We start from the raw sequence: 20407 nt of genomic DNA on the forward strand, positions 1-20407 counted from the left end.
GCCTTTAAAAATTTAGTTGGTTAGCTGGCTGTTTCCGATTTTGAGGAACGCATCGTCACCCCGACTGAGGCGAGCATAATGCACACCAGAGCGAGCCATTGCCACATGCCGATACGTTCTCCCAATAAAACCATACCCGTAATAGCTGCCAAAGCAGGTGAGATACTCGACAATGTGCCATAACTCAGCTTACTTAGAATCTTTAAGGCTTTGAGGTCTAGGGCATAGGGAATCGCTGTGGCTAAAATGGCAATCAATAGTGCTTTAGGCCAATATTGTGTATCCAATAAAGCTGCTGCGTTGTTATAGAGGCCGATGGGTAATAAGGTCAATGCCGATAAACTAATGGCAATGGTCAGTGCATGCATGCCAATATTTTGGTGTACCACTTTTTGCCCGAAATAAATATAAAAGGCCCAACAGAGTCCGGCAGCCAAGGCACACGCCGCACCAATCAGTGAGAAATTACCACTCTGGGCTTGTCCCCAAGGCACCATCAACGCAATCCCTAAGATCGCCAAAAACACCCAAATATAGTCACTACGATTTTTTATCGACAGCAGCGCCAAACCTAGCGGCCCAATAAACTCGAGTCCTACAGCAATCCCTTGAGGGAGTTTGCCTAGTGACATATAGAACAAGACATTCATCAGGCACAGGGCTGCGCTATAGCAGAGTAGATCACGCCATTTTAAAAAGGACAGCCGTTTTAAAATCTGCCAAGAGCGGAACATCAAACAAATAATAATCGAGGCAAAACACAGCCTTAAAATGGTCACGCTCAGTGGGTCTAGTACCAAAAACAGTTGTTTGGCAAATGAAGCACTGATCTGATAGGAGATCATGGAGAGCACCATGAAAACAACAGCAAGAAGTTGTGAATTTGGCATGCGGCACACAGTTGTTGGGCGGTGTTGAGCCCTATTTTTGAATCAGTACAGTATAGCGGTTAATGCTAACAATTGAGTGAATTTTAACATTTGATCAAATCATGATGGATTTTGAATTTAAAATTCTAAGGTTCGGCTGATGTAAGAGCAGGACTGAGCACGTCATGATTCAATTTGAATTCAAAAAATTGAGTCTGAGATTCATGTAGTTCATCCATTGTCATGGGAACATATTTTGAATTTAAATGACTTTGGCTTTTTGCGTGGTATAGGTACAACCAATCGAGGCACAGATGATGACAGCCAGGGCTAACCACTGGGTCCAAAGTAATTGTTCATTTAAGAAGACAAAACCAGAGAGTGCTGCAATTGCAGGTTCTAGGCTCATGAGCGTTCCGAAACTGAGCGCCGTTAAATTGCGGAGCGCAATCATTTCTAGAGTAAAAGGTAAAGCACTGGCTAGGGTCGAAAGTGCAATAAAATACAGCAGACTACTTGGCTCAAACGCCTGTGCCGGCATACCTGCAAAGATTGCGATGGGCATCAGAACACACATGCCGACGAACATGCCTAAGCAAACGGTATGATTGCCTGAGACCCCTGATGGTTTTTGACCTGCCACGATATAGAGTGCCCAACACGCACCTGCACCGAGGGCAAGCAAGATCCCAATTGGGTCAAGACGTTGTGCTGCTTGATCAAATGGAAACAGCAAAATTAGGCCTAGAATTGCAAGGCCGACCCAGACGAAGTCGAATTTTCGTCTTGCTGCCAATAGTGCAACACTTAAAGGGCCAATAAATTCAAAAGACACGGCAATGCCGAGAGGTAGGCGATCAATGGACAAGTAAAACAGCATATTCATGCCTGCAAGTGCACAGCCATAGCTGATAATTGCAGACCATTTGACTTGTTTAAAATTGATTTGCCAAATTTTAAAGATAATCGCCAAGATTAATGCACCAAGCAGTAAACGCATCGCGGATACGGTCAGGATGGGAAACTGACCAAACAGGTACTTAGCGAACGAACCACTGCTTTGCATACTGATCATTGCAATAAGCAAGATCAGTGGTGCTTGTAGAGCAGGGGTAATTTTAAAATTTGGCATAGACTAAATTTGTTTCGATGACTCGAATAGCGGGAGATTGGCAAAAGCCAGATTTTAAAAGTCTACTACAATAAAAAAACCACAGCCCGAAGGCTGTGGCTTCAGTGTCTAATTAAATTAGAACAATACGCGAACGCGGATGGTACCTTCAACTTCGTGAAGAGTATCCAAAGCTTCTTTAGATGCAGTTGCATCAACGTCCATCACAAGATAACCCACATCGCCTTTGGTCATTAAAGACTGACCAGAGATGTTGATACCGTGTTCAGCAAACAAGTTGTTGATTTTTGAAAGCACGCCTGGCACGTTTTTGTGGATATGAAGTAAACGGTGTTTGCCTTCAGTCAACGGTAACGCGATTTCTGGGAAGTTCACTGCAGATAAAGTCATACCTTTATCAGAGTAAGCAACGAATTTTTCAGCAACCTCAAGACCGATGTTCGCTTGCGCTTCCATTGTTGAACCACCCACGTGAGGAGTCAAAATCACGTTGTCTAAGCCACGAAGTGGAGAAACGAATTCTTCACCGTTTGCTTTAGGTTCTTTAGGGAATACGTCTACAGCCGCACCAGCAATATGACCAGATTTGATTGCATCAGCAAGATCTTCAATGATGACACATGTACCACGTGCAGCATTGAGGAAGATTGCGCCTTCTTTCATTTGAGCAAATTGCTCTTTACCGAAGAAGTTACGTGTAGATGGAACGTCAGGAACGTGTAAAGAAACCACGTCTGCATTGGCAAGAAGTTCACCCATAGAACCGACTTGACGTGCATTACCCATTGGAAGTTTAGTTACAGCATCGTAATAAATTACGTGCATACCTAAACTTTCAGCAAGTACAGAAAGTTGCGAGCCAATCGAACCGTAACCAACAATACCTAAAGTTTTACCACGAGTTTCAAATGAACCGACTGCAGACTTGTTCCAACCACCACGGTGAGTTGAAGCAGATTTTGCAGGAACACCACGAAGTAATAGAATCGCTTCAGCAAGAACTAGTTCAGCAACTGAACGAGTATTTGAGTATGGTGCGTTAAATACTGGAATACCGCGAATCATTGCAGCATTTAAGTTCACTTGGTTTGTACCGATACAGAAACAACCCACAGCAATCAGTTTGTTCGCCGCTTCAAAAACTTCTTCAGTTAATTGAGTACGTGAACGAATACCAATGAAGTGAGCATCTTTAACCGCTTCTTTCAACGCTTCACCCTCAAGCGCAGTTTTACGGTAGTCAATGTTGGTGTATCCAGCAGCATTTAGAGTGTCGATTGCGTTTTGGTGAACGCCTTCTAACAACAAGAAACGAATTTTATCTTTAGGTAAAGAAAGATGTTGGCTCATTACGGCTCCGCTACAAAGGCCAAATTTAGTGCGCATATAATAGCATAGGAAGTCGCCTGATATACATTTCCTTTATGACCGACGTCATGGCTATTTTGGCGAATGATGAGTCAATATTTTTTAGATTTGGTCTAATTAACTTGGTCATATTCCTCGTGACATTTTGAAATCACGTTTTTCTTTGGGTTTTGTCAAAAAAAGCCCAGTTATAGCTTATAATGGTGCCGCTCAAAATCATCATGACCAATTCCCTGACATTTTGATGCGCTCTGTTTCAGGCTTTTTCCCTTGAAATATGCGTTACCGCAGTTTTGACTGAATGAAGTCTGGACCTTTAAAAAAACTTGTTTACTTCTTGCAAGGTCTGAAAACGATGAATGCTCCAGTCGCTTTAACCCCAGAGTTATTGACCCAATTGACCGCTATTGTTGGCGAAAGCCGTATTAAAACAGATGCGGATAGTCTCCAAAATTGGGGTCGTGACCATACTAAGCACTTCGATCCAAACCCGTCGGTCGTCGTTTTCCCTTCAAGCACAGAGCAAGTTCAACAAATTGTTAAGCTGGCAAACCAATTTAATGTCGCGATTACCCCAAGTGGCGGTCGTACAGGTTTATCAGCAGGTGCTGTGGCTGCTAACGGTGAAATCGTGGTGAGCATGGACAAGATGAATCAAATCTTGGAATTCTTTCCAGCTGACCGTATGGTTCGCGTACAAGCAGGTGTAGTGACTGAACAACTTCAGAACTATGCTGAAGAACAAGGCATGTACTATCCAGTTGATTTTGCATCTTCAGGTTCATCTCAAATTGGCGGCAACATTGGTACCAATGCGGGTGGTATTAAAGTGATTAAATACGGCATGACTCGTAACTGGGTGTTGGGCATGACTGTGGTTACTGGTAAAGGTGACATCCTGCGCTTGAACAAAGGCATGATCAAAAATGCGACGGGTTATGCGCTTCAACACTTATTTATTGGTGGTGAAGGTACGCTAGGTTTAGTGACTGAAGCTGAAATCAAACTTGAACGTCAACCCCATGACTTACAAGTGTTGGTTCTCGGTGTGCCTGATTTTGATGCGATTATGCCTGTTCTACATGCCTTCCAAAAGAAAATCGACCTGACTGCATTTGAGTTCTTTGGTGAGCTTGCAATGCAAAAAGTATTGGACAATGGTCATGTACAACGTCCATTTGAAACACCATGTCCGTTCTATGTTTTACTTGAGTTTGAAGCACCATTTGAACCGATCATGGATGCGGCAATGGAAATCTTTGAACATTGCATGGAACAAGGTTGGGTACTGGATGGCGTGATGAGCCAAAGCTTAGACCAAGTACACAGCTTATGGCGTTTACGTGAAGACATTTCTGAGTCAATCGCACCGTTCACTCCATACAAAAATGACATTTCAGTACTGATTACGCATGTACCTGCATTTATTAAAGAAATTGATGCAATTGTGGAAGCGAACTACCCAGACTTTGAAATTTGCTGGTTCGGTCATATTGGTGACGGTAACTTGCACCTAAATATTTTGAAACCTGCGGATTTAAGTAAAGATGAATTCTTTGCAAAATGCCAAGTGGTGAACAAATACGTATTTGAAACTGTGAAAAAATATGACGGTTCAATTTCTGCAGAACATGGCGTGGGTATGACCAAAAAGCCTTACCTCGATTACACACGTTCAGCAGAAGAAATCGAATATATGAAAGCATTGAAAAAAGTATTCGATCCAAATGCGATTATGAACCCAGGTAAATTGTTCGATCTTTAATTTTTTAAAGACGATTGAAAACGCATCTTCGGATGCGTTTTTTATGGCTATAGCACGACTTTTTAGCCGCCTATGGATGAGAAACAGCACATTGATTTTGTGGAATGGACTACTTCTTTTACATTGCTTAAATAGTGTTTTGGACAAATGTTCGGCATGATAGGTCTGAATAATAAATTTGAGTTGGTTCTATGTATCGTTTAATTGCTGTGTCTGCATTGTGTGTGGGGATGTTGGCGGGTTGTGCGACAACGCAGAAAATTGTGTCTAAAGTCGGTTATTCTGCTACGCCACTCGATCAGGTATTAAAAGAACGTCCTGATTTGCGTAAAGAACTGTCGACTGTGGAAATTCGTCAGTATTTTAACCGTGTTGAGTCGCCAAATGCGGGGCAGGTGAAAGTGACTGAAACGGGTTTGATGGATGATTCGGTGAAATCGGTTCGTACTATTTATAGTTTTAGATTGGTGGATGGTGACTGGGAGCGTGTAAATACGCAAAAGGAATATCAGTGCCAGCGTGGTAAAAATACCAAGACTTTCCAAGCAGCGAAGTGTCCTTAAATTATAAAAAGTTAAGGTCTAAATTTCTTATTAAATATTCAGCATGACGGGGTCCTTTCATTTTAAATTCGATGATTGGAGCTCGTATCTACTTTTGTTTCGGCAAAAGTAGCAAAACCATCTTTCATCCGCAAAACTCGTCAAATACCATCTTCAATTGTGTAGGTCGCAGAAACTTTACATATTGAATGTGTCCTGACTCGGACAGTTGCGGATGAGTTTCCGCGTATCTTAATTTTCATCCTAAACATAGAATATTTAATCCTAAAAATTTTCTCGTGAGTTCGTATAGTTTTTAATAATATAAAACCGAATTCAAATCATGATCAGATTTCAAATTTATGATGAAAACCCTCGCTTTTATTCACGTCAATGACTCAGGCTCAGCTGTAGGTGACTTTGCCCCAGTGACTTCAGTATTTTCCCATTATGAATTGGGGAATACCGTTTCGCCTTTTTTATTGCTCGATCATTTAGGGCCTGGAGTGCTGAAACCAACCCAACTGAAAAAAGGCGTGTTGGAACATCCACATCGAGGCTTTGAAACCGTCACCTTGGTGTTTAAAGGCGAACTTGAACATCATGATACGACTGGCGGCGGTGGCGTCATTGGTGAGGGCGATGTGCAGTGGATGACTGCTGCTTCAGGCATTCAGCACGAAGAAGTTTTTAGCCACGCCTTTGCACAGCGGGGCGGCGCATTTGAAATTTTGCAACTTTGGGTCAATCTGCCTGCCAAAGATAAAATGAATCCTGCACGCTATCAGAGCTTAGCCAAAGCCAGTATTCCAAAGGTCGATTTAGCCCAAGATGCAGGTTGTGTACGGGTCATTGCAGGTCATTATTTAACAGCCCACGGCCCCGCAGAAACACATACGCCTATGCAAGTATTTGATGTCTTTGTCAGAGCCAATCAAAGCATCACCCTGCCTGCACAGGAAGGGGATACCACGCTTGTGTATTTACGTTCGGGCAAGCTGAAATTTAATGAAACGGATGAACTATTAAATGCACAGCATATGGCAGTTATGTCGAGCCAAGGTGAAAATGTCGAATTGACGGCAGTTGAAGATAGCCACATGTTGTATTTATCGGCGCAGCCTTTAAATGAACCCATCTATGGGCGAGGTTATTTTGTGATGAATCATTTTGCAGAAGTCATGCAAGCCTATGAGGACCTAAAACAAGGTCGCTTTATCCAAAAAGCAGACAATGAAAAGCCATAAAAGTGGCTAGATAAAAAGACCAATACAACGCCAGCAAACACTGTTAAAATAGTCGGACTCAAACCGACAGATCGGTTCGTTGAAGTTCATTTTATCTCTATCTAGCGTCTTGTGAATACGACGCACATATGGCGGATATGCCGCAAATTCATTTTTAAAATTAATATTACAGTGCTCGTCATTGGGCTGAAGTGTCTCTCCCTATTTGTCATTTCAAGCTCGACAGCACACATTTGATATGTAGATAACAATGCAAAACGTACAAACCACAAAATTAAGTCGTGCCACCTTAATGTTTCCCTTGGCACTGGTTTTATTTGAATTTTCTGTCTATATCGGCAACGACTTAGTCCAACCCGCCATGCTTGCGATTACCCAAGAGTTTGGCGTGAGTAGTGCATGGGCACCCTCGTCGATGTCATTTTACTTATTGGGAGGTGCCTGTGTCGCTGCGATATTAGGGCCTTTGTCAGACCGATTAGGCCGTAAAAAAGTCCTGTTGGGTGGTGTAGCATTCTTTAGCTTATGCTGTTTAGCGATATTGCTCACCCATAATATCGAAAGCTTTTTAACGTTGCGTTTTTTACAAGGTTTCGGTTTATCGGTCATTTCAGCCGTGGGCTATGCCGCTGTTCAGGAAACTTTTGAAGAGCGTGATGCCATCAAAGTCATGGCGATCATGGCGAATATTTCACTACTAGCGCCACTGATCGGTCCCGTCCTCGGTGCCTTTATGATTGATCACGTGTCATGGCATTGGGGCTTTATAGGAATCGCATTTCTATCTTTTCTGAGTTGGTTTGGTTTAAAGGCCAAGATGCCGGCTCAGCACATCAGCATTCCAAAGCAACCGGTGGGCTATATCATTGATGACTTTAAACAGGTGTTAAAAAATAAACGCTTTTTGGCACTGACACTGGGCCTACCGATGGTGGCAATGCCACTGATGCTGTGGATTGCGCTATCTCCGGTGATATTGGTGGAGCAGCTAGGACTGAGTAGCATGCAATATGGCATGGCACAGTTTCCTGTTTTGGGCGGGCTGATCATCGGTAATATTGTCCTGATTAAAATCATCGACAAATTGCCTCTAGGTCAGTCTGTGATGATCGGGCTACCGCTGATGTTACTCGGAACGAGCCTCGTGGTGATTGGGACGATGACTGAAAGTTATTTTCTGACCTTTCTCATTCTCGGCATGAGTTTGGTCAGTTTTGGTGAAGGGATTAGCTTTTCTGTGCTCTATCGTTTTGCCTTAATGTCGTCTGAAATGTCGAAGGGCACAGTGGCTGCGGCAGTGTCTGTAATCATGATGCTGACGTTCTTTGCCGTGATCGAAATTGTTCGCGTGCTGTATGAAAATTTTGGCCTTTGGGCCTATAGTTTGGCAGGCTTTACCCTCATTATCTTGTGGTTCAGCCTACCACGCTTGGTGGTGCGAGATATTATGCGACAACGTAAATTGACGGGTGAATTTTAAATTCGAGTTCATGCCATCATAGAAAAAGCCCAATGCTGTGTAGAACAAAATTGGGCTTTTTTATTTTCTTTAAACAGTCTTAATTTGATGTTGCCGGTTGTTCTGCATTTTTTAATTTGCGATCGAAAATGAACGGGCCAAAAGGCAAAATCGATGCAATCAGGCCCATTAGAAATACACTGAGCGACCATTTTTGCTTTTCACAGACCACAAATAGCACCACCAAGAAGGCAATAAACAAGACGCCATGTCCCATACCGACGTATTTGACCAATATTGGATTATCCATCAGGTACTTCATTGGCATAGCAATGAACAATAATAATAAAAAGGAGATGCCTTCGAGTAGGCCCACAAAGCGTAAGGTCTTGATATTCATGCGAAGTCTAAATTCAAAGTGATTTCAGCCTTGAGTGTACCTGAAAGCACTGCAGGAACGAAGCATTCCCGTTGAAATAATTGATCCGCATATTGAATCTAAGTTGATGTATTTAAAGTTAATTCTGAGTCGTCTGCTCGGATTAACCTTCTAGATCCGTTAAGGCATCTTCAATCGAACCCTGATCAAATTCATAGTTACAGCCGAGTAAAATCATCGGGCTTTTTCCGGTCATTTCAGACAGGCTTAGTTTGTGATTGATGGCATGCAGATCATCTGTTTCAGTTTCCGTACGTAGGATTTTTTCACCACGGAAAAATGGCATATTGGCAAACATTGGATGCTGCTCAATGCCATATTTTTGGGCAAGTTTTTTCACATCGGCTTGTCGATAGATCGCGAATACTGCATTGGAAGACAGGCCAATTTCTTGGGTCGGCATGCCAAAAAATTCAACAGCTTGCGTATTTTTATAGATATAAATAAACGGTTGATGTGGGTCATCATGGCGTTTCCAGCCCAATTGCCCCAGAGCCTTTTCATAATCGAGCAAAGTGTCATGGTAGGTGTCGTAATCGGCCTGACATTCCAAAATACGCTTCAAATCTTGTGCTGTCGGTGCTGCAAAAACAGAAGACGCAGCTAAACATGAGGTCGCCACAATCGTAGGTAATATAAGGCGTCTAAAACCTAAACTAAGCATTTTCATCATGAGTCTCGAATGATTTTATTTAATTTCCGCCTGAATCAGCTGTGTTCGAAGCTGAATCAGTTCGGCTAATGTTTCTAATAATAAACTGATTTGCTTGAGCACCAGTTGTAGGTGATTAGACCGCATTTCTTCAGTGCTGAGTGTTTGAATTTCGAAAAGTTTTTGCTGAATTTTCTCAGGGTTGAGCGGTTTTTGCTGAATTAAGACGTCGTCTAGGGTGCTTTGACACCATTGCAGCAGTTCAAGGACTTGTTGGTCTTGTACCTGTTCACGGTGGCTCCCCAACGCAGAAATATAACTAAGTTGACTATGGCTATAGACCAAATAGCGAAATGCGTGTTGTATTAAGTTCTGGTCAGGATCAGGTTCAGTACTTAAACTAGAAATCATGCTCGACAGTTCAGTTTGAGCATTATGGGCTGAACGACGGGCACGCCGATAAGCAATGCTATTGGTTTTCCCATGGAGATATTGCTCAACCACGGCATCAAAATAATGCAGGGTCGCAGCAGAGCTTTTTTGAATGGTCTTGGAAATATTGCGAAAGTCCCAATCTGGCCAGATCACATTCACTGCGAACCATGCAATAAAACAGCCGAGTAGGGTATCAACGATACGCGGTAAAATGACCGCATAACCAGCGCCTTTTAAATTAAAAATCAGCAAGACCATTAAGGTTGCCATGAGAGTCGCCATGGCATATTTTTTGGCACTCAGATAGAAAAAGCACACGCCAAAAATAATTGTCAGTAGTAATTGACCTTCGACACTCGGCACAAAATACAAAATAGGAATGCCAAGTAAGACCCCTAATATGGTTCCCAAAGTCCGCATTTTTAAACGACTTTTGGTCGCAAAATAACGCATCTGACAGACAAATAAACTGGTCAATAAAATCCAGTAGCCATTTTTGGCAAACGGCAAGAGGGAAATGGCGTAGCCCATCGCAAAGACAAAAGCGATGCGAACGGCATGGCGAAATAAGGCAGACTCAGGACTCAAATGCTGTTTCAGTTTGAGCCATAAATCATGCCAGCCGTGAATGTCGTCGTCGAGTAAATTGAGGTTGTCGATATGCTGCTGATAGGCCTGTTGCTGTGAATGATCTAAATCCTGCACATGCGAAAAACGTTCTTGCACACTGTCCAAATTACTCAAGATCAGCTGTAGATTTTTCACTTCTATATTTTGCGGATTATTGGCCATCCACTCCTGCAAAGAGGCATGCAAATGTGCCAGTGCTTGCGCAGTAATGGGATCAGGCTGATAGGGCTGTCGATGCAAAATGCAGTTGGCCAACTGTTGGCAAGCCTGTGCTTGTAATCGAATATTTTTTTGAAAACGGAAAATTAAATCGGTACGGCTAAAATTTTGATGAATTTGTTCATAGTGTAAATAATTCGCACTGGCCTGTTCGTGAATATCTTGTGCCAAGAAATATAAATTCAGCCAGTAGATGGTGTTTTTATTGGCTCTTGAGGCTTTTAAACGGGTGAGTAAAGAAGCTTTGGTCGTGTTTAAACTTGGGATGACATCACTGTTTTTGAGTGATAATTCATATAGTAAGTGTTCCACATTGTCGACATTATCTGGGTCAAATAAGCGTGCTTTTGCATTCAGTACTTCGGCGATTTGTAAAAAACAACGCGAGAGATTGTCTTGTACGGGTAGGGTGGGTTTAATCAAGTAAAAGAGAATTGAGGTGAAGCCATACCATAAAGCCCCTAGAACAAAGCAACTGGGTTGAAAATACCAGGTCTCATATTCGCCCAAGCCGAACATGGTATAAATCGATAGTAAAATCGTGCCAAAAGATATCGTGGCATAGCGTTGCCCCAAAGCCCCCAATAAAATAAATCCTGCACTGGACAGTGAAAGATACAAGATAAACAGCAGCTTATAGGGATAGAGAAAATCTAAAATACTACTGACACTAAAGAAGAGTACGCAGACATAGAGCAAATTACGCAGTCGGATGCTGAGTCGGTCATCAAAGTCGGTGAGTGCAGTGGCAATCGCACCTAAGGTGACGGGCACAATAAAACTATGAAAACCGAGAAAATATAATCCGAGCGTGGTGCCACTCAAAACAATACAAATTTGCAGGCAATACATAATGATTGCACTGGATTGAAACTGTTGAAACCAAGAGAGTCGCGTGTTCACAGAGTTATGAAGTATTCGAATGATTTTGTAAATTAGACTGAGCTTTTTTCTGTGAACTGTCAATTTTTATTCAATAGAAAAGCGGACTTAAAGTCCGCTTATTCAAATCTATGTGCAAGGTCGATTATTGAATCACACCACAGGCAATACGGTCACCGCCACCGCCTAGAGGTTTAGGGTCATCTGAGTAATTATCACCACCAGCATGGACCATGATGGCTAAGCCTTGTACATCCGCCAATTTCAAGCGTGGTGCAATTAAATTCACTTTTGCTGTGCCATCCGTTTGAACTTGAAGGATCGGTAAGTCACCCATGTGACCGGTTAACGGTGTACCGTGGTGAGGTGCCGCTTTAGGGTTAAAGTGACCACCCGCAGCGAGTGCAGCACCCGCTTTTCCATCTTTTTCAGCTGGGGCACAAGAACCTTTTTCATGAATATGGAAACCGTGTGGACCCGGAGGAAGCTGGGTTAAATTGGTATGAATAACCAAGCCAGCAGGGCTATCAACCAAGTTAATTTGACCGATGCTTTGACCAATACCTTGAGCAGTCACGGCATTGACCGTCACGGTTGTTGCATTCAGACCTGTTGAAGTCGAGGTACTTGCACAGCCTGTAAACATCAGGGCACTGACCGCAGCAAGCGCGTCGAATTTAAATAGTGAAGACATGTTTGGCATCCTGTCTGTTTTTATGGAATTTCAACCATTGAAACAGATGCGGATACAGGATGACAGATAATTTAAGTATTTGATTGTAATATTTGTTTAATGAATTCAAGCCTGAATTAAGGTTGTTCAGGCTTATCATCCATATTGTCTAAGTCATGTGCCAATGTTGCTTTGGGCATCATGACGGGTTCAATTTGGGTTTCATGCAACCATTCACGCCAAATGGCTAACAATACAGCCAAGATCACTGGACCGATAAATAAACCGACAAGACCGAAACTGGCGATCCCACCCAAAACACCGAACATGATTAATAAGAATGGAATCTGCGTTGCCCCTGAAATCACTAATGGACGAATCACGTTATCAGCCGTACTCACGATACAAACACCCCAAGCCATGACGCCAATTGCTTCAATGGTTTGACCTTGTGAAAATAACCACAACGACACAGCGGTATATGAAATTGGTGGGCCAAACGGAATCAGTGCCAACATGAAGGTAATGATGGTTAATAACATTGGGTTAGGCACATCGGCGACAAAATAGCTCACACCGGCAAGTAAAGCTTGGGCAATGGCGGTGAGACCGATGCCATACACTACGGCACGTGTAGTATCCGAAATAGTGGCAAGATAATGATGAATACGTGGCCCAATGACCATTTCGAGGGCTTTACTGACCTGACTTAAAATGGTTTGACCATCACGATAGAAGAAAAATAAAGACATCACGGCAAAACACAGCTTAAAGATATTTTTACTGACTTCGCCGACCAAAACTTTACCGTAGTTCAAATGCCCCTGAATCCAAATTTGTACTGATTGAATAATACTGTTTGGGTCATTGTTCAGCTCATGTAGGGTACGACTGACTTCTTTACCAATAAACGGCAGTTGGCGAATAAAATCAGGCACATTGACATGACCAGAGAAAACTTGCTTTTGTAATTCAAAATACAAGTTACGGCCTTCATGTTGTAGCAAGAAGATCGCAAAAATCACCGGCAGACCCACCACGAGCACCACCAGTAAGATCATCAGCGCCGCACTTAGATTTGCACGATTGCCACAAAAACGATGCACCGATTGATACAGTGGCCAAGTCATATAAGCAATAATCGCTGCCCAAACAACGGGCACAATAAAGTATTTGAGTACGCTAAAGCTCAAAAAAATCAGGATAAAAAATAATCCGAACAATAAGACTTTTTGTAATGTAGGTGCGAACGTTGGCAATGCGTGCTCTGATTTTTTCATCATGTTGTGTTCAATCTTAACCGAAAAAAAAGCTCCCGAAAACGAGAGCTTGTTAACTTATGGTGAATATCTTTCAGGCTAGATCCTTGCAAGATTGGCCTTTATATCAGCAAAATGTGGAATGATGGGTTAAAACCACTCGGCTTCGTCTTCAATAATGGCATTGAGCACAGGTTGCCATTGTTGTTGCATACCGAGGTACAATTTTTGCGTTTTATCAAAAACCGAAAGACCTTGCATGGCAAGTTGACCATAAGCGGTACGTTCAGAAATCCAAGCAATGGGCTGTTGTTCAACTTTATTGAAAAAATCTTGAATTTCTTTGGAATGAGCAGAATTGGGTTTGACGCGATTGGCCAACAATAGGATTTGGACTTTACCTTTACGAATCCGTTTAATTTCTTGCAAATGCTTTAAAAAACGACGGGTCGAGTCTATGTCGAAGAAAGACGGTTGTAGCGGGGTAATGATGGCATGAGCTTCACTGACCAACTGATCTGCATGTTCACCCGATAACGCACCTGGAGCATCGATAATTAGATATTCAATCCCTTTCGGCACATCACCAATCGACTTTTCATGACGCCAATCTAGGCTCTGAATTGGGGCGGCAGTCTCTGGGCGTTGTTTGAGCCATTGACGTGCAGACTTTTGATTGTCAGCATCTGCCAAGGCCACTTTATAACCTTTTTGCGCAAGTGCAGAGGCTAAACTGATTGCTGTGATGGTTTTGCCACAACCACCTTTTTGATTGGCAATTAATATCGTTTTCATCGACCTAAATAGATTTTATTCTGCTCATCCCTAGCATATCATTGTTTAATGCGGAGAATATGACAAAGAACCAAAGTCTAAGTTTTTCCTATAGGTTTCGCTGTAATGTATTAAAAAGATTAGGAATTTTAAATGTCTGTCTGGATGGCCATGCTCATTGGCGCGTGTATTGGGATTGTACTGACCACCTTAATTTTAAGTGGCAGTCGCAATGGAAGGATTAAGGCAGAATACGAGCAATATATTGCAGAACTAGAATTGGAACATCAGCAGGCCTTGGCCCATGCACAAAAACGCAGTGTAAATACCAGTCGTGCTGTTTTAAAAGGCAAAATGGCCGAACAAATGGCGCCGATCATGCCCGAATTTCAATATTTACCTAGCGATGCAAAGTTTCTCGGTGACCCGATCGATTATGTGGTTTTTGATGGCTATACCGACTTTCGTGATGGTGATGGACTCGCTGAAGACATCGAAGTGGTGCTGATTGATATTAAAAGTGGTGGCGCACGTTTGACCAAAGGGCAACAAGCGATTGCTCAAGCCATTGCCGAAGGGCGAGTGCGTTTTGAAACTATCCGAATTGATTTTGAGCATATTTAAGCTCGCGTGACTCAGCCTCAGAACAGTTGAAAAGTAATAAGGACAGAATATCCACATGGAAAAACTCTTAGCGACTGCAGCCGTTTTTGCGCTCATGCTGTGGATATGGTCTGAATATTTTCGTGCCATTCCACATTTAGAGCAGACTGGTGTGCTGAAAAATTTTCAGGTCACAGCGACTCAGGCATTTTCCGGTGAATATTTGCTGTTGGATAAACGCTACTACAGTGCCAGTAGTCGTACATTACATCCGGCAGCACCGACCGTGGTGGGTGGCTTTCAAGACTTGGCCTATGTCAGCAATATTGATCTGCTACTGAGTTCAGGCGAAAATGATTTCCAGTCTTTAAAATATCATCTTGAATGGTCGCAGCAGAACCGCTGTTTTAGCGTGCAAGCGAAAAACGTACCATCGACACAAATTGAACAGCTCAAGTCTGAATTGCAAAATGTCAGTGTGATTGCTCAATCCGAAGACGTTGCAAATCGTATTCGCCGTTTAAAATCGGGGGATCGTGTGGAGATTTTGGGTGAATGGGTGGATGTGCATTCCACCAAAACAGGGAAGTCATATAGCACCTTTAATGTGTTGAATAAAAAGCCCTGTCATATCCTAAAAATTAATGCCATTCGACTAATCAAAGACTAGGTACTTTTAACTAGATTTGATTATACTTAAACATGGCCTTGGATGCTTTAACTCAACTTCCGTGCGCGGGCGAGCAACATGCGTTGTCCAATTTTTGGAATGCCTTCAGCATCAAAATACTGCGTTTCAAAACATTCAAACTGGGCATCTTCAAGCAACTTTTGCATATTACGATCCAGATGACAGCCATCCGCGACTTTCTTTTGAATGGGCGTGAGTAAATGCTGTAACTGCTTAATTTTTCGATTTTCATTGTGTTGTACATGCTCAACCAAATGAAATGTCCCTGTTGGTTTAAGGACACGGTAGATTTCTTCAAGCGCAGTTTCAATATCGGCAATGCTGCATAAGGTCCATGTACTCACGACATGATCTAGACTTTCATCTGCAAAGGGTAATTTTTCAGCACCAGCTAAAATATGCTGTACCTCAAAAGGTGCTGCATGTACACGTTCAGCAGCTAAATGAAAAATATCGGGATTGGGCTCAAGGGCAAAAACCGTATCGACATTTTGATAAAACGCTAAATTCAAACCTGTACCAAAGCCAATTTCGAGCACCTCACCAGATACGGCTAACAGGAGTTCGCGTCGTTTATCCATCAAGCTTGGTACTTGCATGACTTGATTTAAAAGATGCGGAAAAATGTGTTGTTGATAAAATTTATAAATCATAGTGGGCATTATTGTTGGCTTTTTTTAAAGTGTAAATCATGTCGTGGAGCATGAATATGGGCCAATTGACTGAATAACAGCATTTTGTTACCAAGTTCATAAGGTTTATGCAGACTGTGTGCGTAATATAGAGTTACAACTAGTGAAAACGACATTCATCAGGCTCAACCTACGCGATTTTAAGCTCATATTCAGGTTGGGGCATTATGAATAGATGAAGTCGGCTCAATTGCAGAATTAAAATTGAGTAATGTGAAGTATTACAGGGTAAGAGGATAACGCGATGATCAAGCGAATTGCATTAAGTACTGTGCTTGCAGGCTTTTTATTGAATGTCGGTGTCCAAGCGTCTTCAGATTATAATATTGCCAAAGGCTTAGCACCTGCTGCCAAAGGCCAGTCGATTTCTACCTTGAAAGAATTTAAAGGTGATTTCCGAATTTTAGGTTCTAAAACCTATCAAACAGATGAACAAGCAAAATTTTCTCCGATCGATTATGCGGTCAGTTGGGGCTTATTTGCAGAGCCAGAAATTGCTCGTACGATTTCAGTCAATCAATATGACCGTTTCTTAAATTGGAAAATGGATCGTGTTCCTGTACCGCAAAAGCAAGCCATGATGATGGTGTCGAATATGCACATCATTCCTGCAAACCCGCAAATTGCTAAACAAATTACTCAAGTAAAACGTGGCGATCTCGTGCGTTTAAAAGGGGATTTGGTTGAGGTGAAAGACAAAGATTTGGTTTGGACTTCATCTTTGACCCCAACAGATACGGGTGATGGGGCTTGTGAAGTTTTTCGTGTAAGTTCGATTCAGTGGATTGAAAAAGTCAAAGGCTAAACTTCGATTACATCGAGATCGTATTGAAATCGGTGTGCATTAGATTCAAGGTAAAATAATTTGATGATGAAAATGACGATAAAGAAACAGCTTATTTTGAGTCTAATGTTGGCGAGTGGTTTAGCGCTTGGTGGATGTACCAGTATGAGTTCAACTGTAGATGGGAAAACCCATGTATTTACTGAACAGCAAAGTTGTCCGACCTTGCTTGAGATGGATCGTGGACAGACTTTGGAAGTACTGTTAAACGAAAATCCAAGTACTGGTTATGTATGGTCTTTGGCTGAGCAACCGAAACTTTTTAAAGTTGAAGAAGTGTTTCAATCAGCTCAACAACAACAAGCTGCTGCTGCAGATGCGACACCAGTGCTTGGTGCCGGTGGTCAAAAAACTTATCGTTTTACCGCATTGACTGCCGGTGAAGAATTACTACATTTGAAGCATGCACGAGTTTGGGAAAAAACCGCGATGGCTGAATGGACTTGCAGAGTTCGAGTATCTTGATTTGAACCAATGATGAAAAGATAAAAAAGCCAGTATTTATACTGGCTTTTTTATGGCAGACGAACTGATTTAGAACGTCTACGTATGCATTATTTCGCGCTGAGAGCTTGACCGTCAAATTGAATACCTTCCCAACCATTTTGCATAAATTGGCGAATGTTTTGGTGGTCAGTTGCGTCTGGTGTCGCCAAAACAGCAGCATAATGTTCAGCAAAAAGACTTAAGGTTTCAGCTTGGTTTAGACCATTCAATTGGGCAAAAGAAAATACTTTGGCACTGCCTTGGTTTTCAGTCGCTGCATTGGCTTGTTTGCCATTGGTAAAAGCAGTTGGTGTGTGGTTATAACGCGCTTCAATAAATGCAATCACATCTGAAAATTTCGCAGTCCCTGCTTGAAGTTGATCTAATAATTCCTGAGCCATAATGTCCTCTTTCAATAAAAAATACCGCAAAGTGTTGCAGACTATAGCAAGCTTTGGCCCAAACATTTAACACTATTTGCGTAAATTAAATGCGTGTATATTGAAGGGCGACCTTAGGCAGTCTGTTGCCTAAATTGTAGATACCAATGATGTTGAAGTAGGACAACTATGAACTGGCTTTTGGTCGCATGTGGCGGCGCAATTGGGGCAACACTTCGCTATGCAGCAGGACTGTTATTGGCCAAGCCAACAGTACTCTTTCCTTGGGCAACATGGTGGGTGAATATTTTAGGTTGCTTTTGTGCAGGTGTGTTCTTTGCATTTAGCCAAAAATATCCCGTTCTACAAAATGAAGCACGCTTATTGCTTATGGTTGGGATCTTAGGTGGCTTTACCACCTTTTCCAGTTTCGGCTTAGAAACCTTTCAACTGCTTAGACAAGGGCAAAGTGGGCTAGCATTCAGTTATGCTATTTCCAGTGTGGTGATTGGCGTCATCGTATTGGGACTGGGATATTACTTATTTCAGTCGATTTTAAAAATAGATGTTTAAAACAACGCTTGAAATCCACAAAATTTCAGACATAAAAAAAAGAAGCTCAGGCTGGAGGAGGGGAACCTTGAACTTCTTCAATGCTTTAATTTTAAAAGCAAAAACTTAATCGAAACTGAACTTATTGTGAGCGTTTGAAACGCGCAAAGCGTTTATTAAAGTTCGCAATACGTCCTTCGTTATTCACTTGGCGTTGTTCACCTGTATAAAAAGGATGTGATGCACTTGAGATATCGAGCGTCACATATGGATAGGTCTTGCCTTCAAACTCTTTGGTTTGATTGGTGCTTAAGGTACTGCCAATGACAAAAAAGGCATTGGCATTGGTGTCATGAAAGAGCACTTCACGGTATTCGGGATGGATGTTGGCACGCATTCTTCTGTTCCTTAAATTTATTGATTAAGGAAATGTTATAATATAACAATTGAAAATGCAAATATTGCCTGAAATTCATCAGGCAATCATCAGCGCTTCATGTTTCCTTAAGCGCTAGGTGGGACCAACTCATCAAAGAGATCATTGAGATTGTCATTCACTTTCAAATGAATCAAATTCCAATAATGTCCTGAAACAGTCCGGTTCACCATCAGGGTATCCGGTGATGGTTTAAACACATCCCAGTATTTAAGAGAAGGCTTAATTAATTCTACCCCGTCATGGTGTGCTGAGTTTTCAGCAAAGTCGTATTGTGTGGTCAGCGGACGCATCAGTACATCAAGCCATTGCTCATACAACTCCGTAGGGAATTTACCGAGTTCATTGAGTGAATGTAAGGCATCGAGTTGCTGTTCCATCAGTGGAATATCGTGCTTGCGTGCAGCATTGATCAATTGCTTAAAGTGCGACACGATTTCAGGAGACAGGGTTTTCACACCACCGTAGTCATATACGATGACTGAACCATCTTGACGAAAGGCGAAGTTGCCCGGATGCGGATCACAGTGGAAACGTTTAAGGAAGAAAATTTCACGACCAATGGCACGGAATAAGCGCCTTCCCAAGGCATTTCGTGTTTCTTGTGACCATGTGCTGGCAGTTTCTATACTGTCGCCAAGCTCTAGACTTAAAGTCAAAATATGACGTGAAGAATAATCTTTATAGACCTGTGGAATAATGATTTTGTCATCCAGCGCACTATGAAACGCACGGGCCACATCTAAGTTTTGCGCTTCAATTTCATAGTTCAGTTCGTTGTCCAAACTGTCCTGAATTTCACGAAATAGCTTGTTTTGTAACTTCCGATCAATTTTCAATACGCCCATCAGACGAAGGGCAAGCCGAACTTGTTTTAAATCACTTTCACAGGCTTCTTCGACACCCGGATATTGCACTTTCACCACCACCTGCTGACCATTAGGTAACACGGCTTTATGCACCTGCCCAATGGATGCAGCGGCAAAAGGTTGTTCTTCAAAACTTTTAAAAATTTGCGCGAGGGGGTTGCCGAGTTCTTGTTCTACTTGAGCCTTAATTTCAGCAAAAGGCATGGCTGGCGCTTGGCGTTGTAATTTACTGATCGCTTTTGCGACTTCAGGTGGAAAAATGTCTTTGTACTGCGAGGCAATTTGTCCGACTTTCATCACCGCACCCTTCATTTCACCCAAAGTGTCTGCAATTTGCAGACCGATGTCCTGAAAAAGTTTACTGCGAGATGCATTTTTCTGTTCTTCATCGGCAGTGATATTGCGGATGGAATTGGAAACGGTTTTAGTAGCAATGCTTGCCGTCATACTGGCAAGTTTCATAAAGCGACGACCCGGTGTGCTAGCCGTTTTTGCCATGTGATGTTCCT

The 20407-nt window shown here is 42.3% G+C and carries 22 protein-coding genes; 9 read left to right on the forward strand and 13 right to left on the reverse strand.

Going from position 1 to position 20407, the window contains the following annotated elements; all coding sequences use genetic code 11:
• Positions 1 to 20 precede the first annotated feature (20 nt).
• The 3 genes from FTU12_RS08405 to serA all read right to left on the reverse strand — a co-directional run bounded on the left by FTU12_RS08405 (position 21) and on the right by serA (position 3351).
• The gene (locus FTU12_RS08405; protein ID WP_180114165.1) at positions 21 to 890 is read right to left on the reverse strand and encodes a DMT family transporter; all 870 of its coding nucleotides are present in this window, start codon (positions 888 to 890) and stop codon (positions 21 to 23) included.
• Between the two features lie 241 nt (positions 891 to 1131).
• The gene (locus FTU12_RS08410; protein WP_180114166.1) at positions 1132 to 2001 is read right to left on the reverse strand and encodes an EamA family transporter; all 870 of its coding nucleotides are present in this window, start codon (positions 1999 to 2001) and stop codon (positions 1132 to 1134) included.
• A gap of 117 nt (positions 2002 to 2118) precedes the next feature.
• Positions 2119 to 3351 carry a phosphoglycerate dehydrogenase gene (gene serA / locus FTU12_RS08415; protein ID WP_180021554.1) on the reverse strand — a complete coding sequence of 411 codons (1233 nt, stop codon included), beginning with the start codon at positions 3349 to 3351 and terminating at the stop codon, positions 2119 to 2121.
• A gap of 373 nt (positions 3352 to 3724) precedes the next feature.
• Between serA and FTU12_RS08420 the strand changes: the two genes are divergently transcribed.
• From FTU12_RS08420 to FTU12_RS08435, 4 genes are all read left to right on the forward strand, one after another.
• Positions 3725 to 5134, forward strand: a complete 1410-nt coding sequence (locus FTU12_RS08420; protein WP_078189543.1) for an FAD-binding oxidoreductase — start codon at positions 3725 to 3727, stop codon at positions 5132 to 5134.
• Positions 5135 to 5325: 191 nt separating this feature from the next.
• Complete coding sequence (locus FTU12_RS08425) at positions 5326 to 5697, forward strand: hypothetical protein (RefSeq protein WP_180114167.1); 372 nt, start codon at positions 5326 to 5328, stop codon at positions 5695 to 5697.
• A gap of 344 nt (positions 5698 to 6041) precedes the next feature.
• On the forward strand, positions 6042 to 6923 hold the full coding sequence (locus FTU12_RS08430; RefSeq protein ID WP_180114208.1) for a pirin family protein: 882 nt from the start codon (positions 6042 to 6044) through the stop codon (positions 6921 to 6923).
• 250 nt (positions 6924 to 7173) lie between these two features.
• A complete protein-coding gene (locus FTU12_RS08435; protein ID WP_180114168.1) occupies positions 7174 to 8403 on the forward strand; it encodes an MFS transporter in 1230 nt (409 codons plus the stop codon).
• A gap of 79 nt (positions 8404 to 8482) precedes the next feature.
• Here FTU12_RS08435 and FTU12_RS08440 read toward each other — a convergent pair whose 3' ends face one another.
• The 6 genes from FTU12_RS08440 to FTU12_RS08465 all read right to left on the reverse strand — a co-directional run bounded on the left by FTU12_RS08440 (position 8483) and on the right by FTU12_RS08465 (position 14366).
• On the reverse strand, positions 8483 to 8782 hold the full coding sequence (locus FTU12_RS08440) for a DUF3817 domain-containing protein (RefSeq protein ID WP_078189335.1): 300 nt from the start codon (positions 8780 to 8782) through the stop codon (positions 8483 to 8485).
• 142 nt (positions 8783 to 8924) lie between these two features.
• Entirely contained in the window at positions 8925 to 9494 is a 570-nt protein-coding gene (locus FTU12_RS08445) for a hypothetical protein (RefSeq protein WP_180114169.1), read from the reverse strand.
• Positions 9495 to 9509: 15 nt separating this feature from the next.
• Positions 9510 to 11660 carry a YccS family putative transporter gene (gene yccS, locus FTU12_RS08450; protein ID WP_373684143.1) on the reverse strand — a complete coding sequence of 717 codons (2151 nt, stop codon included), beginning with the start codon at positions 11658 to 11660 and terminating at the stop codon, positions 9510 to 9512.
• A gap of 124 nt (positions 11661 to 11784) precedes the next feature.
• Positions 11785 to 12333, reverse strand: coding sequence for a superoxide dismutase family protein (gene sodC / locus FTU12_RS08455; RefSeq protein WP_180114170.1), 549 nt, complete (start codon positions 12331 to 12333; stop codon positions 11785 to 11787).
• Positions 12334 to 12449: 116 nt separating this feature from the next.
• Positions 12450 to 13571: an AI-2E family transporter gene (locus FTU12_RS08460; protein ID WP_180021676.1), complete on the reverse strand. Its 1122-nt coding sequence runs from the start codon at positions 13569 to 13571 to the stop codon at positions 12450 to 12452.
• Positions 13572 to 13721: 150 nt separating this feature from the next.
• Positions 13722 to 14366: a ParA family protein gene (locus FTU12_RS08465; RefSeq protein WP_180093040.1), complete on the reverse strand. Its 645-nt coding sequence runs from the start codon at positions 14364 to 14366 to the stop codon at positions 13722 to 13724.
• Between the two features lie 132 nt (positions 14367 to 14498).
• Between FTU12_RS08465 and FTU12_RS08470 the strand changes: the two genes are divergently transcribed.
• Positions 14499 to 14969: a Holliday junction resolvase-like protein gene (locus tag FTU12_RS08470; RefSeq protein WP_078192492.1), complete on the forward strand. Its 471-nt coding sequence runs from the start codon at positions 14499 to 14501 to the stop codon at positions 14967 to 14969.
• Positions 14970 to 15024: 55 nt separating this feature from the next.
• Entirely contained in the window at positions 15025 to 15618 is a 594-nt protein-coding gene (locus tag FTU12_RS08475) for a hypothetical protein (protein ID WP_180114171.1), read from the forward strand.
• A 47-nt stretch (positions 15619 to 15665) separates the two neighbouring features.
• On the opposite strand, the gene FTU12_RS08480 is transcribed toward FTU12_RS08475, so the two are convergent.
• The gene (locus tag FTU12_RS08480; RefSeq protein WP_111884183.1) at positions 15666 to 16292 is read right to left on the reverse strand and encodes a class I SAM-dependent methyltransferase; all 627 of its coding nucleotides are present in this window, start codon (positions 16290 to 16292) and stop codon (positions 15666 to 15668) included.
• Between the two features lie 283 nt (positions 16293 to 16575).
• On the opposite strand from FTU12_RS08480, the gene FTU12_RS08485 reads away from it, so the two are divergent.
• Both FTU12_RS08485 and FTU12_RS08490 read left to right on the forward strand, forming a co-directional pair.
• Entirely contained in the window at positions 16576 to 17136 is a 561-nt protein-coding gene (locus FTU12_RS08485; protein WP_078189325.1) for a hypothetical protein, read from the forward strand.
• 72 nt (positions 17137 to 17208) lie between these two features.
• Positions 17209 to 17640: a protease inhibitor I42 family protein gene (locus tag FTU12_RS08490; RefSeq protein WP_257227301.1), complete on the forward strand. Its 432-nt coding sequence runs from the start codon at positions 17209 to 17211 to the stop codon at positions 17638 to 17640.
• Between the two features lie 89 nt (positions 17641 to 17729).
• Here the strand turns inward: FTU12_RS08490 and FTU12_RS08495 are convergent, their stop codons facing one another.
• On the reverse strand, positions 17730 to 18062 hold the full coding sequence (locus FTU12_RS08495; RefSeq protein ID WP_078192490.1) for a HopJ type III effector protein: 333 nt from the start codon (positions 18060 to 18062) through the stop codon (positions 17730 to 17732).
• Positions 18063 to 18230: 168 nt separating this feature from the next.
• Here FTU12_RS08495 and crcB point away from each other — a divergent pair, with 168 nt between their 5' ends.
• Positions 18231 to 18614 carry a fluoride efflux transporter CrcB gene (crcB, locus tag FTU12_RS08500; RefSeq protein WP_078189322.1) on the forward strand — a complete coding sequence of 128 codons (384 nt, stop codon included), beginning with the start codon at positions 18231 to 18233 and terminating at the stop codon, positions 18612 to 18614.
• Positions 18615 to 18735: 121 nt separating this feature from the next.
• Here the strand turns inward: crcB and FTU12_RS08505 are convergent, their stop codons facing one another.
• Positions 18736 to 18990: a type B 50S ribosomal protein L31 gene (locus FTU12_RS08505; protein WP_078189321.1), complete on the reverse strand. Its 255-nt coding sequence runs from the start codon at positions 18988 to 18990 to the stop codon at positions 18736 to 18738.
• Between the two features lie 107 nt (positions 18991 to 19097).
• On the reverse strand, positions 19098 to 20396 hold the full coding sequence (locus FTU12_RS08510) for an AarF/ABC1/UbiB kinase family protein (RefSeq protein WP_180114172.1): 1299 nt from the start codon (positions 20394 to 20396) through the stop codon (positions 19098 to 19100).
• Between the last annotated feature and the right edge of the window lie 11 nt (positions 20397 to 20407).

The sequence above is a fragment of the Acinetobacter sp. YH12063 genome, assembly GCF_013419715.1.
Lineage (GTDB): Bacteria > Pseudomonadota > Gammaproteobacteria > Pseudomonadales > Moraxellaceae > Acinetobacter > Acinetobacter amyesii.

Bases quoted from the DNA above. Each gene is read 5' to 3' on its own strand.
- FTU12_RS08480 (WP_111884183.1), bottom strand. From the start codon at position 16,292: ATGATTTATAAATTTTATCAACAACACATTTTTCCGCATCTTTTAAAT.
- serA (WP_180021554.1), bottom strand. From the start codon at position 3,351: ATGAGCCAACATCTTTCTTTACCTAAAGATAAAATTCGTTTCTTGTTG.
- FTU12_RS08505 (WP_078189321.1), bottom strand. From the start codon at position 18,990: ATGCGTGCCAACATCCATCCCGAATACCGTGAAGTGCTCTTTCATGAC.
- FTU12_RS08485 (WP_078189325.1), top strand. From the start codon at position 16,576: ATGATCAAGCGAATTGCATTAAGTACTGTGCTTGCAGGCTTTTTATTG.
- FTU12_RS08490 (WP_257227301.1), top strand. From the start codon at position 17,209: ATGACGATAAAGAAACAGCTTATTTTGAGTCTAATGTTGGCGAGTGGT.
- FTU12_RS08445 (WP_180114169.1), bottom strand. From the start codon at position 9,494: ATGATGAAAATGCTTAGTTTAGGTTTTAGACGCCTTATATTACCTACG.
- crcB (WP_078189322.1), top strand. From the start codon at position 18,231: ATGAACTGGCTTTTGGTCGCATGTGGCGGCGCAATTGGGGCAACACTT.
- FTU12_RS08430 (WP_180114208.1), top strand. From the start codon at position 6,042: ATGAAAACCCTCGCTTTTATTCACGTCAATGACTCAGGCTCAGCTGTA.
- FTU12_RS08435 (WP_180114168.1), top strand. From the start codon at position 7,174: ATGCAAAACGTACAAACCACAAAATTAAGTCGTGCCACCTTAATGTTT.
- FTU12_RS08475 (WP_180114171.1), top strand. From the start codon at position 15,025: ATGGAAAAACTCTTAGCGACTGCAGCCGTTTTTGCGCTCATGCTGTGG.
- FTU12_RS08470 (WP_078192492.1), top strand. From the start codon at position 14,499: ATGTCTGTCTGGATGGCCATGCTCATTGGCGCGTGTATTGGGATTGTA.
- FTU12_RS08495 (WP_078192490.1), bottom strand. From the start codon at position 18,062: ATGGCTCAGGAATTATTAGATCAACTTCAAGCAGGGACTGCGAAATTT.
- FTU12_RS08510 (WP_180114172.1), bottom strand. From the start codon at position 20,396: ATGGCAAAAACGGCTAGCACACCGGGTCGTCGCTTTATGAAACTTGCC.
- sodC (WP_180114170.1), bottom strand. From the start codon at position 12,333: ATGTCTTCACTATTTAAATTCGACGCGCTTGCTGCGGTCAGTGCCCTG.
- FTU12_RS08410 (WP_180114166.1), bottom strand. From the start codon at position 2,001: ATGCCAAATTTTAAAATTACCCCTGCTCTACAAGCACCACTGATCTTG.
- FTU12_RS08425 (WP_180114167.1), top strand. From the start codon at position 5,326: ATGTATCGTTTAATTGCTGTGTCTGCATTGTGTGTGGGGATGTTGGCG.
- FTU12_RS08465 (WP_180093040.1), bottom strand. From the start codon at position 14,366: ATGAAAACGATATTAATTGCCAATCAAAAAGGTGGTTGTGGCAAAACC.
- FTU12_RS08440 (WP_078189335.1), bottom strand. From the start codon at position 8,782: ATGAATATCAAGACCTTACGCTTTGTGGGCCTACTCGAAGGCATCTCC.
- FTU12_RS08420 (WP_078189543.1), top strand. From the start codon at position 3,725: ATGAATGCTCCAGTCGCTTTAACCCCAGAGTTATTGACCCAATTGACC.
- FTU12_RS08405 (WP_180114165.1), bottom strand. From the start codon at position 890: ATGCCAAATTCACAACTTCTTGCTGTTGTTTTCATGGTGCTCTCCATG.